11 protein-coding genes are annotated in these 13,154 nt (G+C 71.2%); 2 read left to right on the top strand and 9 right to left on the bottom strand.

The window, feature by feature from the left end; translation table 11 throughout:
• Nucleotides 1–85 precede the first annotated feature (85 nt).
• The 3 genes from ABD169_RS08840 to ABD169_RS08830 are packed head-to-tail and all read right to left on the bottom strand — an operon-like array spanning nt 86 to nt 4,180.
• On the bottom strand, nt 86–1,252 hold the full coding sequence (locus ABD169_RS08840; RefSeq protein ID WP_344031473.1) for a cysteine desulfurase family protein: 1,167 nt from the start codon (nt 1,250–1,252) through the stop codon (nt 86–88).
• A gap of 8 nt (nt 1,253–1,260) precedes the next feature.
• Nucleotides 1,261–2,229 (bottom strand): tetratricopeptide repeat protein, encoded by a 969-nt coding sequence (locus ABD169_RS08835; RefSeq protein ID WP_344031472.1) that lies wholly within the window; start codon nt 2,227–2,229, stop codon nt 1,261–1,263.
• A 4-nt stretch (nt 2,230–2,233) separates the two neighbouring features.
• On the bottom strand, nt 2,234–4,180 hold the full coding sequence (locus tag ABD169_RS08830; RefSeq protein ID WP_344031471.1) for a glycosyltransferase: 1,947 nt from the start codon (nt 4,178–4,180) through the stop codon (nt 2,234–2,236).
• A gap of 305 nt (nt 4,181–4,485) precedes the next feature.
• Here ABD169_RS08830 and ABD169_RS08825 point away from each other — a divergent pair, with 305 nt between their 5' ends.
• Nucleotides 4,486–8,070: a hypothetical protein gene (locus ABD169_RS08825; RefSeq protein ID WP_344031470.1), complete on the top strand. Its 3,585-nt coding sequence runs from the start codon at nt 4,486–4,488 to the stop codon at nt 8,068–8,070.
• On the opposite strand, the gene ABD169_RS08820 is transcribed toward ABD169_RS08825, so the two are convergent.
• Nucleotides 8,067–8,801 (bottom strand): alpha/beta hydrolase, encoded by a 735-nt coding sequence (locus ABD169_RS08820; protein WP_344031468.1) that lies wholly within the window; start codon nt 8,799–8,801, stop codon nt 8,067–8,069. The two genes, ABD169_RS08825 and ABD169_RS08820, sit on opposite strands and share 4 nt — an antisense overlap.
• A gap of 123 nt (nt 8,802–8,924) precedes the next feature.
• Between ABD169_RS08820 and ABD169_RS08815 the strand changes: the two genes are divergently transcribed.
• The gene (locus tag ABD169_RS08815) at nt 8,925–9,935 is read left to right on the top strand and encodes an RNase H family protein (RefSeq protein ID WP_344031467.1); all 1,011 of its coding nucleotides are present in this window, start codon (nt 8,925–8,927) and stop codon (nt 9,933–9,935) included.
• Nucleotides 9,936–9,947: 12 nt separating this feature from the next.
• On the opposite strand, the gene ABD169_RS08810 is transcribed toward ABD169_RS08815, so the two are convergent.
• The 5 genes from ABD169_RS08810 to frr form a co-directional block, all read right to left on the bottom strand.
• On the bottom strand, nt 9,948–10,235 hold the full coding sequence (locus ABD169_RS08810; RefSeq protein WP_344031466.1) for an ATP/GTP-binding protein: 288 nt from the start codon (nt 10,233–10,235) through the stop codon (nt 9,948–9,950).
• 48 nt (nt 10,236–10,283) lie between these two features.
• Nucleotides 10,284–10,865, bottom strand: a complete 582-nt coding sequence (locus ABD169_RS08805; protein ID WP_084821108.1) for an aggregation-promoting factor C-terminal-like domain-containing protein — start codon at nt 10,863–10,865, stop codon at nt 10,284–10,286.
• A 153-nt stretch (nt 10,866–11,018) separates the two neighbouring features.
• Nucleotides 11,019–11,684, bottom strand: coding sequence for a DivIVA domain-containing protein (locus tag ABD169_RS08800; RefSeq protein WP_344031465.1), 666 nt, complete (start codon nt 11,682–11,684; stop codon nt 11,019–11,021).
• Nucleotides 11,681–12,580: a phosphatidate cytidylyltransferase gene (locus ABD169_RS08795; protein WP_344031464.1), complete on the bottom strand. Its 900-nt coding sequence runs from the start codon at nt 12,578–12,580 to the stop codon at nt 11,681–11,683. Before ABD169_RS08795 ends, ABD169_RS08800 begins: the two co-directional genes overlap by 4 nt.
• Before the next feature lie 5 nt (nt 12,581–12,585).
• Complete coding sequence (frr, locus tag ABD169_RS08790) at nt 12,586–13,140, bottom strand: ribosome recycling factor (RefSeq protein ID WP_344031463.1); 555 nt, start codon at nt 13,138–13,140, stop codon at nt 12,586–12,588.
• Nucleotides 13,141–13,154: the final 14 nt, after the last annotated feature.

Below are 13,154 nucleotides of genomic sequence, written 5' to 3'. Positions count from 1 at the left end.
ACGGCGACTCCCGGCCTCCGACGCACGCCGTTTCCGAGCGCACCCGCCCGTCGTCATCGCTCCGCGCGATGCCGATCCCGGAGTCTCAGCTCAGCCCGGCGCTCCGCGCGCGCTCGACGGACTCCGGCAGCTCCCGCAGCAGCAGCTCGATCTCGGCCTCCGTCGTGTCGAAGCCGATGGTGAAGCGGAGCGCGCCGGCCGCGACCCCGTCGTCGAGCCCCATCGCGAGCAGCACGTGCGAGGTCTCGGCGACCCCGGCCCGGCACGCGGACCCGACCGAAGCCGAGATCCCTGCCGCGTCCAGCAGGAACACGAGCGAGTCCCCCTGGCATCCGGGGAACGTGAAGTGGGCGTTGCCGGGCAGCCGGCCATCGTCCGCTGCGGCACCGCGCAGCACCGCGTCGGGAACCGCCGCGCGCACGCCCGAGATCAGGCGATCCCTGAGCGCGCGGATGCGTTCGATCCGCGGAGCCTCGGGCGCGGCGAGCTCCGTCGCGAGCGCGAACCCGACCGCTCCCGCCACGTCCTGCGTGCCCGAGCGTCCGCGCTGCTGCGACCCCCCGTGCTGCAGCGGATCGATCGCGGTGCCGCGGTCGATGAGCAGCGCTCCGACCCCGACCGGCCCGCCGACCTTGTGGGCCGACAGGCTCATCAGCGCGGCGCCGCTCCCCCGGAAGTCGATCGGCAGCTGGCCGAGCGCCGCCACGGCGTCGACGTGGACCGGGATTCCTTCGGCCCTCGCGATGCCGCAGAGCGCGACGGTGTCGTTCACCGTGCCGACCTCGTTGTTCGCCGCGAGGAAGGAGATCAGAGCGACCCGATCCGCACCGGCGTCGGCGATGGCAGCGGTCAGCGCACCGGGGGTCAGCCGGCCGGTCCCGTCCAGCGGGATCCAGCGCAGTTCCGCCCCCTGCGCGTCCCGGAGCCATTCGGCGGCCTCGATCGTCGCGTGGTGCTCGCCCTCCGCGACCAGCACCACCGGGCCGGCCCCCGCGCGACGGCGCGCCCAGAAGAGCCCCTTGAGGCCGAGGTTGATCGACTCGGTTCCGCCCGAGGTCAGCGTGACCTCGGCCGGGGTGCAGTCGAAGCGCTGCGCGAGCCCCTCGCGCGCGGCCTCGAGGCGCGCACTGGCCGCTTGGCCGTGCCCGTGGGTCGAAGCCGGATTCCCGACGGTCCGCAGCGCTTCGGTGTACCCGTCGAGGACCTCGGCGGGCATCGGAGCCGTCGCGGCATGATCGAGGTAGGCGCGCACGTCCGGACTCAGTAGAGCAGGCTCGCGAGGCGCCCCCGCGCGGCGACGACACGCGGGTCGGCGGTTCCGACCACTTCGAAGTAGTCGAGCAGACGCTCGCGGATCGCGCTCCGCTCGTCGGCGTCGGTCCGCTCCGCGAACAGCTCGAGCAGGCGCAGCAGCGCATCCTCGACGTGACCGCCCGACAGGTCGAGGTCGGCCACCGCCAGCTGCGCTTCGATGTCCGCCGGACGATCGGCCGCAGCCGACCGGATGTCCTCGGCGGTCGCGCCCTGCAGACGGAGCAGCAGGGTGACCTGGGCGAGCGCGGCCTTCGCCTCGGCGTCCCGCGGGGACTTCGCGAGCACGTCGTGGTAGGCGGCGGCAGCGGCGGCGTAGTCGCCCCGCTCCAGCGCTTCGAGGGCGGGCTTGTGCGCCTCGGGCACCTCGGGTTCGGCCGGCGCCTCCGCATCGGTCGGCGCCTCGCCGTCGAGATCCGGAGCGCTCACACGGCCGGTGACTCCCTGCTCGGCGGCGAGCTGCAGCAGCTGGACGAACACCTCGCGCACTTGAGCCTCGGGCACCGCGCCCTGGAACAGCGGGACCGGCCGGCCTCCGACGAGCGCGACGATCGTGGGGATCGACTGCGCCTGGAACGCCTGGGCGAGCCCGGGGTTCGCATCGACGTCCACCTTCGCGAGGACCAGCTGGCCCGCGCTCTGCCGCGTCACCTTCTCGAGCACGGGGCTCAGGGTCTTGCAGGGCTGGCACCACTCGGCCCAGAGGTCGATGACCACGGGCACCACGGACGAGAGCTGCATCGCCTGTTCGAAGGTCGCGTCGGTGAGATCGAACACCACCGCCGGGATATCGACCACCTGTCCCCCGCCGGGCGCGCCCGCGGGCGCGCTCCCCTGCGCGGGCTGCTGGGCCCGCGCAGCGAGGTGGCTCAGATCGACCCCGCCGCCGGGGATCCGCTCGGGCATCTGCTGTCTCATCTGGTTACTTCCTCGCCTCTACGAGCTCGCTGGTCACGCCGAGCCGCTGGACCTGTCCGCCGCTCGTCTTACTCGGGATGAAGAACAGGATCTGGTGCGTGACCACGCGAACCAGCTTGTCCTGACGCCCTTCGAGACCCGAGAGCGCTGTCACGCTCGCGGTCGCCGTGGGCTTGGCGCGGCCTCCGGCCGAATCCTCGATGCGCTCCTCGCGGAGGGTTGCGCTCACGAGAGCGCCGCCGACACCGGTGGACAGGCTGATCAGCTCGGAATCGCTCGGGGTCACCGTCACCGAGTACTTGACCGACTCGTTGCCGTCCTTCTTCGCCTTAGCCTGCGCCTGAGCGACCCACGCCGCCCCGCTCTTCGTGACGAGGACGTCGTCCTGCAGGTTGAACGCGCTCGCCTCGGCGACCTTGTCGCCGCCCTGGAGGACCTTGGCGTAGTCGGCGACCGCTGCCGCCGGGGTGAGCGCGAGCGTGCTCAGATCGTCGGAGACGCGCGCGGTGCCCTCCTCCGCCGGTGCGGCGTCGGGCATCTTCTGTCCGCCTCGGAGCGCGACGACGCGCGACACCTGGAAGTTCACGTGCGGGTTGTCCTGCACGAGCATCAGCGCGAGCGTCGGCGATTCCTCCTGCTGCTGCGCGGCATCGGACTTCGTCGCGCTGGGGCTCGGCGTGGAGGCCTTCTTGACACCCGGCTCGGAGGCGACGGTCGCCAGGACCACGCGGGGCCAGTCCTCGGTGCTCTGCACCAGCTTGTAGGACTCCTGGCGGTTCGTGATGCGGGGCGGGACCACTTCGTAGTCCTTCACCTTGGCCCGGATCTTGTAGTTGGCGGTGCGCTGCTGCAGCGCGTCGCCCGTGAATCGTGCTTCGAGCTGCTTCGCGTCGAGACTGTCGTCGCCCTGGGTCGCGGCGTCTGCGACGCTGCCGATGATCCGCTTGATCTGGTCGTCGTTCACCGGGACCGGTGCGGACTTCGACGGGCTCGGGCTGGTGGTCGTCTCGCTCGGAGCCGCGTCGCCGCCGAACTGGGGCCAGTAGGAGGCGGAGCAGCCGCTGAGCGCCAGGAGACCGGCGAGTCCGATGGGGATCGCCGCGCGTCGCAGCCTGCGCACCGCCGTGCGCTGAGCGGTACCGGACCCCGCGTCCGCGGCCTTCGGTGCTTCGGTCGTCGTGGAGGGCGCCGCCCGTCGCTTGCCGCCGCGACTGAAGAAGTTCCGGATGCCCTGCAGCGGTCCGCGCCGGCCGCGCCGCGGACCGAGACCGCGGCGGTCGTGGTCGACCGCGAGCAGGTAGAGCAGCGCTCCGATCAGAGCCAGGACGCCGCCGGCCACGAGGAACGGGCCCGCCAGCGGAGTGCTGCGGTCCTGCGCCCAGGCGAGAGCGATCTTCTGCGGCAGCGGATCCGCGCCGTTCGTCGCGATGAGGATCGACTGGTCCGACTTGAGCGCGACGGGCACCCGCAGCGTTCCGGCCCTCTCGGCGGCGGACGGGGACGCGCCCGCGTTCGACACGCCCGTGCCGTACTCGGCGAGCCAGAGATCGCTGCCACGCGGGTCCAGCAGTTCGGGGGTCTTGGCCGCTTCGGCCTGGGAGTCTCCGCCATCTGCGGCCTTCGGAGCCTCGGCGGCGACCGTCGCGGCGTTCAGGCGCTTCTGCTTCGTATCGACTCCGATCTCGAGGTGGCGGTACTCCGCCGCCCAGGCCTCGACATCGCGGGTCGCGCCGATCGCTGCGAAGGCGTTCTTGCCCTCGAGCACGACGCTCGGCTGCCCGGTCACCTCATCGAACGCCGAAGCCGGGATCACGGCGTAGTGCTCCTCCCCGCTCGACTTGGCCTGGTACTCGATCTCGGCCGGTCCCGCGAGGAAGGTCCGCTGGCCGATCCCGAGGATGAGCATGACGCCGGCGAGCACCAGGGCGGTGATGGCACCGAAAAACCGCACGCGGTCCTCCTTCATCGGCGGATTCGATCGCGCTCCCGCGCGTCGCACCTCGCCGTCCACAGACAATTCAAGCTTCAACGGTACCGGAGCTTTCCGAAGGGCGGGTGGGTACGTCTTCGCGTTCAGCTGAATCGCATGCGGTCCGTGCGCATCTCGACTCGAGCCGAACGGACCTGCGACGGCTCGGCCCGGGATGTCATCTCCAGTCCCTGACCGGCCGAAATGTTCTACGATGAGACAGATCTCCGGCGCGCCGACGGACCCCTCCGAAGCGTACCGGGCAGCCACCCTTCCGGAGGACCCTCGTGACCGAAGCAGATCCGCTCTTCTCGCAAGCCTTCCGCGGCTACCACCGCGGCGAAGTCGACGCGAAAGTCGGTGCGCTGTCCCAGCACATCGGCACGCTGCAGGAGCACCTCGCCTCCCTGCAGGCGGCGTATCAGCAGGCCGTCCGCGACAGCGAGGAGCAGCGCACCCTCATCACCGACCTCCAGGACCAGGTGTCCGAGCTCGGCGCGAGCGGGTACTCCGGCCTCGGCCTCCGCGTCGAGAAGAGCCTGCAGATCGCAGAGGATCACGCCCACCGCCTGATGGCGCAGGCGGATCTCGACGCGGAGAAGCTGCGCCGCACCACCGAGGCCGAAACCCAGCGACTGCTGAGCCAGGCGCAGAGCCGCGCCGATGAGCTGGTGACCAGCGCCACCGAGCAGGCCGAGACCGCGGTCTCCACCGCACGCGCGGCCGCGGAACGGCTGCAGACGGAGAGCACCGCCGAGAGCGAGCGGCTGCTCGAGGAGTCCCGTCGCACCGCCGAGCTGCTGCAGGCGTCCACCGAGCGCGACGGCGCGTCCCGGACCGAGACCGCCGAAGCCGAGGCTCAGGCGATGCTCGCCCGTGCCCGTGCGGAGGTCGAACGGCTGCTCGAAGCGGCGAAGGCGTCGGCCGCCGAACTGCGCGCCACGACCGAGCGCGAGGCCGAGCAGTTCGCGCGCACGAGCGCCGAGAACGAGCGGGACTCCGCGCAGGAGCGCGCGCGTCTCGCGAGCGAAACGGAACGGACCCGCGCGGAGTTCGCCGCCCGCCAGCAGCGCGAGGAATCCGAGCTCGAGGCGCGCTTCGCCGATCGCGAGCGCGAACTGACCCAGGAGATGGACGGGCTCCGTCGCACCCTGAGCACCGAGATCGAGACCCTCCGTGGGCGGATCGCGCAGGAGCGCGAGGTCCACGACCGCGCCATCGCCGAGGAGCGCGAGACGCACGAGCGGGGCATCGCCGAGCAGGCGCGCAGTCACGAGGAGCGCCTCGCCCAGCAGCGGGACGCCTTCGCCGCGGAGCAGGCACGCACCGACGAGGCCGCTCGCGCCCGGATCCAGTCCGCACAGGAGCAGGCCGAACGCGAGCGCGCCCGTGCCGACGAGACCGCCGCCGCCGAGCGCACCCGCATCGCCGAAGAGCAGGCCGAACGCCTCTCCGAGGATCGCGCGGCGCAGGAGCTCGAGCTCGGCCGCGCCCGCGAACAGCACGAGTCCCGCATCGTCTCCGAACGCGACGCCCACGACACCGCCCTCGCCGACGAGCGCGAAGCCCACGCGGCCCGCATAACTCGTGAGCTCGAGGCGCATCAGACCCGCCTGGTGAACGAGCGCGCCTCCCACGATCAGCGCATCGTCTCCGAGCGCGAGGCCCACGATGCGGCTCTCGCCTCGGCGCAATCGGAGCAGGAGGCGCTGCTCGCGGACGAGCGCGCCGAGCACGACCTCCGGATCTCCACCGAGAGCGCGGAGCATGCCCAGCGCATCTCGGCCGAGCTCGGACTGCACGCCACCCGGATCGCCGACGAGCGCGAGACGCACGAGCGGCAGCTGATCGGCGAGCGCGGAACGCAGGACGCGCAGCTGGAGCAGGAGCGCCATGCGCACGACACCGCGCTGTCCGAGGAACGCGACGCTCATGACGCACGTATCTCGGCGGAGCGTGCGGCTCACGACGAGCAGTTGGAGCGCGAGTCTTCCGAGCACGCCGAACGGATCGAACGAGAGTCCACCGAGCACGCCGAGCGGATCGAACGCGAATCCGCAGACCACGCCGACCGCATCGAGCGCGAATCCGCCGACTTGGACGCCCGCATCGAGCGGGAGACCGCTGAGCACCGCGACCGGATCGAGCGCGAATCGACCGAGCACGCCGAGCGGATCGAACGCGAAGCCGCAGACCACGCCGACCGCATCGAGCGCGAATCCGTCGATCTGGACGCCCGTGTCGAGCGGGAGTCCACGGCCCACGCCGAGCGCATCGCTCGCGAAGCCGCAGCGGCGGCGGAGCGGATCGCTTCCGAGCGGGAGACGCACGAGCGGTCGCTCGCGGACGAGCGTCACGCGCACGACGAATCCCTCGCCGACGAGCGGTACGCGCAGCGAACCGAGCTCGACGCCGCCCGCAACGACCAGACCGCCGCTCTCGCTGCTGCGCTCACCGCGCACGAGCAGCGCATCGCCGAGGAGCGCACCGCGCACGACACCGCGCTGGAGTCCGCCCGATCGCTCCAGCACACGGAACTGTCCCGCGAGCGCGCCGCGCTCGAGCAGGAGCTCGCCGAGCGGCGTGCGACGCACGACGAGGCCGTCGCGACCGAGCGCGCCGCGCACGAGGAGGCGCTGCGCACGGAACGTGAGGCGCAGGAGCGGCAGCTCCTCGCCCAGCGCGAGCAGCACGACTCCGCCATCGCCGCGGAACTCTCCGAGCACCGGGCTTCCCTGGAGACCGAGCGCGCGGATCACGACGAGCGGATCACGACCGAGCGCGCGGCGCACGAGCACGGGCTCGAGCAGGAGCGCACCGAGCAGGAGCGCCGACTCACCGCAGCGCGCAGCGCGCACGACGCGACGCTCGCCGACGAACGAACCCTGCACGACGAGACGATCGCCGCGGAGCTCGTCGAGCACCGGGCCCGCATCACCGACGAAGCCGGCGCCGAAGCGGAGCGCATGCGGATCGACCGCGAGGAAGCCGCGGCCGAGCTCGGGCTCTCCCGCGAGCAGTTCGAGCTGCGCATCGACCGCGACCGCGCCCAGTTCGCCGGAGACATCTCGCGCGAGCGCGACGAGCACGAGCGCGAACTCGCAGCGGCTCGCGAACTGCACGACGAGACGCTCCGCCACGAGCGCGAGGCGGCGACCGAGCAGGTCGCCCGAGAGGTCGAATCCCGCCGGGCCGCGGTCGCCGAGGAGACCGACCTGCTGCGCGCCGACACGGTGGCCGAGCTCGCGGACTTCCGGCACCGCGAGGAGACCGAGCTGGCCGAGCTCCGCAGCGCGACCGCCGACTCGGTGCGCGCCGAACGCGAGCGCATCGCTGCCGAGACCGCCGAGTTCGAACGCAGCACGGCCGAGCGCCGCGAGGCCTTCGAGCAGGAGTTCGTCGCCCGGCAGCGCGAGGCCGCCGAGACCGCTCAGCGCGAACTCGACGCCGCGCGTACCCAGCTCGCCGAACTGCACGAGCGGCTCACCGCGGCGCGGGACGAGCAGCACCGCATCGAGGATGCCTCGGAGACCGAGGCCGATCGGATCCGCACCGCCGCCGAGACCGAGGCCGCGGGGATCGTGCAGGAGGCCGAGCGCCGGGCGCACGCGACCTTCACGAGCGCGGAGAACCGCGCCGCGAAGGTGCTCGCCGCGGCCGAGGACCGCATGACCCAGCTGAAGGTGGAGCGCGGCGCCGTCGCCCGCTACTTCGAGAGCCTCGGCGAGGTGCTCACCAACGCGCAGAAGATGACGTCGGCGACGCAGCAGGCCACCGATGTCCCGATCGTCGACCAGGATCCCGTCGGTCCGGTCTCGGAGGACACCGATCCGGCGACCTCCGCGACGGGCGGCAGCGAGACCGACCGCTAACGGTGCGGCTCGACCCGCTCCTCGGCGACCGAGCCGGGGAGCGGCGTCGCCGCGGTTCCCACCGCGGCGACGATCTCGTCGAGCACCCGTCGCACCTGCTTCTCCCCCACCCACAGGTGGCGTCCGCCCTCGACCGGGATCATCTCGGTGCGAGGCACCGAGGCGAAGCGCTCCGCTGCCTCGGCAGGCTGCAGGTAGTCGTCGAACTCCGGCACGATCACCACGAGCTCCGGCGCAGCGCTCGCCCAGGCGGCGACCTCGGCGTCCGTCGCGCGATGGAGCGGCGGTGAGAGCAGGATCGCTCCCGCGATCGGGTGCTGCAGACCGTACTTCAGCGCGAGCTCGGTGCCGAACGACCAGCCGACCAGCCAGGGGTTCGGCAGACCGCGCTCAGCGACGAAACGCATCGCCGCTTCGACGTCGAACCGCTCGCCCACGCCCTCCTCGAAGGATCCATCGCTGGTGCCGCGCGGTGAGGACGTGCCGCGCGTGTTGAAGCGGAGCACCGCGAGGTCGGCGAGCTCGGGCAGACGCCACGAGGCCTTGCGGAGGACGTGCGAGTCCATGAATCCACCGGCGGTCGGCAGCGGGTGGAGCGTCACGAGGGTGGCCTGCGGCGGACGGCCGATCGGCATCGCGAGTTCTCCGACGAGGGTGAGCCCGTCCGCGGTGCGCAGTTCGACGTTCTCCCGCTCTGCGCGCAGCACGGTTCCGCTGGTGATGTCGATCATGGGTGTCGGATCCTCTCGTCCGGCTGCGAGCCGCTCACGGCCCTCGGGCACCACACCAATATAGAAGCCGCCGGTGCTGGCGCGTTCGCCCGGGCACCCCGGCGGCTCTGCCAGGATGGAGGGATGACGATCGTTGCAGCAGCAGACGGCTCCGCACTCGGCAATCCCGGTCCCGCCGGCTGGGCCTGGGTCATCAGCGATCAGGAGTGGCGCGCCGGCGGCTGGCCCCGCGCGACGAACAACCAGGGCGAACTCATGGCCGTCCTCGATCTGCTGCGCTCGACCGAGTCGCGACGCGACGAGCCGCTGCTCGTGCTCTGCGACAGCCAGTACGTGATCAACTCCGTCACCAAGTGGATGCCGGGTTGGAAGCGGAAGGGCTGGCGCAAGGCCGATGGCAAGCCCGTACTGAATCGCGAACTCCTCGAGGACCTCGATGCCGCGCTCCGCGGCCGGGAGGTTCGTTTCGAGTGGGTGAAGGGGCACGCCGGGCATCCGCTCAACGAGGCTGCGGACACGCGGGCGCGGGCCGCAGCGACCGCGTACCAGCAGCGTCGGGATCCCGATTCGGGGCCCGGACTGATCGGTGCGGACCCCGTGACGGAATCGACGTCGATGCGGACACCCGCCATCGAGCCCTCCGCACCGTCGGTTCCCGCTCCCGTCTCCGCGGCGGAGCCGTCGCTGTTCGACCTCTTCGATCTGGATGCCGATCTCTCGGCGAGCCCCGCGGGATCGGCTTCGGTCCCTCCCGAGCCGAGCGGGTCCGCATCCCCGGCCGACGACCTGGTCGCCGAGCTCGTCGAGCTCGAGCGCATGCTCCTCGACCCTGCGGTGCGTGGTGACGCGCGCCGTCTCGATGAGCTCCTGCACCCCGACTTCGTCGAGATCGGTGCGTCCGGTCGCGTCTGGGACCGCGAAGCGACGCTGAGCGCGCTGCCCGGAGGTCCCGCGCTCGAGGCCGACTGCGATCCGATCTCCGCGATCGAGCTCGCGCCCGGGGTGGCGCAGCTGCTGTACCGCAGCATCGCTCGGGTCGACGGGATCACCCGTTCATCGCTGCGCAGCTCGATCTGGCAGCGCGTCGACGGTGCGTACCGTCTCAGGTTCCACCAGGGAACCGCGGAGGCCTGAGCCGCTCGGCGTTCAGACCAGGCGCCAGCAGTGGGCGTGCCAGTGGCGACGCTCCTGCACTGCTGCGCCGTCCCCGAAGAGATGCTCGGCGCTCCAGGCCACGACGTGCGCCTGGCCCGGCGGAATCTCGTTCCGGCACGACGGGCATCGGTACGCCTTCTCCGCGCGATGCGCAGGGATCTCGCGCACGAACCACTCGCGACCCGACCGCGTCACGCGCTGGGCGCCGCCGTTCGCGAGGCGGGTGACGTCGCCGCCGCGCGGCGCCTGCGCCGCACCCCGGCGATGCTTACGCGGCACGGTGCGGCCTCGGTGCGTTCATGCGGATGGCTCCGGGAGCCACCGGCCTCACCACCAGTTCTGAACGGTCCAGGCCTCGTAGGCGCCCTTCCAGCTGCCGTACCGGCTCACGGCGTAGCCGCTCGCCCACTGGAGATTCGCGACCGGATCGTAGCCGTTCCCGCCGGGAACCTTGCTGCAGGGCAGCGCCTGGGCGAGCCCGCAGGCGCCCGAGCTCGCGTTCGTCGCGTTCGGGTTCCAGGTGCTCTCGTGCGAGATGATGTAGTCGACGTAGCCCCAGTCGCTCTTCGCGATGCCCGCGGCGGCCATCCACTCGGCGGGCGAGCCCCCGCCGGTGTACATCGGCGGAGCACCCGCCCCGGCCGGAGCCGGATCCTGCGCGCTCTGCTCGGAGGTGTCGGTCGCCGTCTCGGTCTTCTCGACCTTCTTGGGCTTCGCCTCGGGCACCAGCTCGATCGGCGATGCCGCGAGGTCGAAGGAGGTCTCGGTCGCCGTCGCAGGGACGAACTGCTGGTGCAGCCGCTGATCCTGGGTCGCCATGAACTCCTGGTCCGCGTAAGCGTTCGGCGCCGTATAGGGCACCACGGAGAGGGTGCCGACGAAGGCGAGAACGGCGGTCGCGGAGGCCATGCCACGCACGCGTCGCCATCCCGGTGCGGGTCGGTTCTGTCGAGTCGTTGCAGTCACAATGGTCACGATTCTATCTCAATAGTGGTTGCGGCGCAGCCCGGATTCAGCTGGCGCGTCGGTTCGTCGGTGCGGTGCGTGCCGGTTCCCGCAGGTTCAACGGGTCGCGAGCAGCAGCACCACGACGCTGTCGAGCAGCGCATCGACCTGGTCCTCGTCGTAGCCCCGCCACTGCGAGTGGAACACCGCCGAGCGCACTTCCATGCTCGATACGGTCTCGTTGCCCTCGAACATCGCGGTGATGCGGTCGAGGAACGCGTCGACCTCGGAGATCCGGTAGCCCGTGGTCAGGAGCCCCCGCCGCCGGAAGCGCCGACCGCGGTCGCGCTGCAACCGTCCCTTCACCTCGGAGAGCAACTGCTGCGTATCCGCCCACCAGGCGTCCTCACCGATCTCACGGATCCGTTCGCGACGCTCCCGCTCGAAGAAGACCTCCTCGAGGCGATCCATCGCGGCGTCCACGAACCGCGCAGAGTACCCGCGCCGATGCACCGGGAACGCCGTGCGCCGTACTTCCTGCGAAGTGACGGGGCTCGGGAGCGACGGATCGCCCTCGTACGTGCGACGCGCCTGCAGCAGGAATTGGTCGACGTCGGCGGTGCGGTAGCCGAGCTGCTTGCGGCCGGCCCTCGGGAAGGAGGTGTCGGCTGCTCCCCCGCCGAGCTGCTGGCTCGGCACCGGAGCAGTATCTGCTGCGACCGGGTCCCCGACCGGGATCGGCGTCGTGCCCGCGGCGCCGTCGATCGGCGCTCCCGCGGTCATGCCGCCGCTCCGAGCGCCAGCGCGACGCCGTACACGGCGACCGCGGAGGGCAGCAGCGAATCGAGACGGTCGAGCAGACCGCCGTGACCGGGGATCCACGAACTCATGTCTTTGACTCCCAGATTCCGTTTGATGAGCGACTCGGTGAGGTCTCCGCCGGTCGCGGTCAGCAGTACCAGCACGCCGATGATGGCACCGACCCACCAGGATTCCTCGAGCGCGAAGATCGAGGCGAGCACGCCGGAGGCGAGCGCCACGACCGCGGCTCCCGCGAATCCTTCCCACGTCTTGTTCGGGCTGATCCTCGGCGTCATCTTGTGCTTGCCGAGCGTCACTCCCGCGGCGTACGCGCCGATATCGACCGAGACCACGACGAGCACGAGCGTGAACACCCACCACTCACCCCGGTCGGACATGAGCAGCAGCACGCTGAACGAACCGAGGAACGCGACGTAGACGAGGGTGAACAGCCCCGAGAAGACGTCCCGGATGAGCGTCTTCGGCGGGGTCTCCCACTGCGGGAAGAGCCCCTCGATCAGCCGCCAGATGGTGAGCAGGATCGAGCCCGCGAAGAGGCCGAGCACCATGCCCGCCGCACCGTAGAAGTAGGCGCCGCCCACCACGATCAGTCCGCCGAGCACGACCCCGACTCTCGGGACCCGGCGTCCCGCGGTGCGGAACGCGGCCGCGAGTTCAACGAGCGCGACCGAGACGATCGCGGCGACGAGCAGCGCGAAGAGATCCTTCCAGATGAACAGGCTCACCAGGAAGAGCGCGCCGAAGGCGACGCCCGAACCGACCGCGAGGAACAGGTTGCGTCCCGCACGGGCTTCGATCTTGGCGTTGGTGGCTTCGAGCTGTGCGCGAAGCTCCTCGCGCCGCTCGGCGCCCGACATCTGGATTAGACCTCCAGCAGCTCGGTCTCTTTGCGCTTCATCGCATCGTCGACCTGGTCGATGATCTGCTTGGTGAGCGCCTCGAGCTCCTTCTCGGCACGCACGACGTCGTCTTCGCCGACCTCGCTCTTGAGCGCGTCGAGATCGTCCTTGGCGCGGCGGCGCAGGTTGCGCACGGCGACTCGGGCGTCCTCGGCCTTGGCCTTGACAATCTTGACGAACTCCTTGCGGCGCTCCTCGGTGAGCTCGGGCAGGTTCACGCGGATCACGGAGCCGTCGTTCGAGGGGTTCGCCCCGAGGTTCGGCATGTCGCGGATCGCCTGCTCGATGTCCTTCATCGCGCCCTTGTCGTAGGGGGTGATGACCAGGCTGCGAGCGTCCTGGTTGGCGACCGCGGCCAGCTGCGGGAGCGGCGTCGGGGTGCCGTAGTAGTCGACCAGCACGCCCTGGAGCAGTGCGGGGTTGGCACGGCCGGTGCGCACCGTGGCGAAGCTCTCCTTCGCGGATTCGACCGCCTTGTTCATGCGGTCCTTGACGTCGGCGAAGACCTCATCGATCACGGTGCGCCCCTTTC

Source organism: Leucobacter iarius (genome assembly GCF_039530105.1).
GTDB lineage: Bacteria > Actinomycetota > Actinomycetes > Actinomycetales > Microbacteriaceae > Leucobacter > Leucobacter iarius.
Note: the sequence above shows the minus strand (reverse complement) of the source record. Positions and strands in the feature narration are given on the sequence as shown.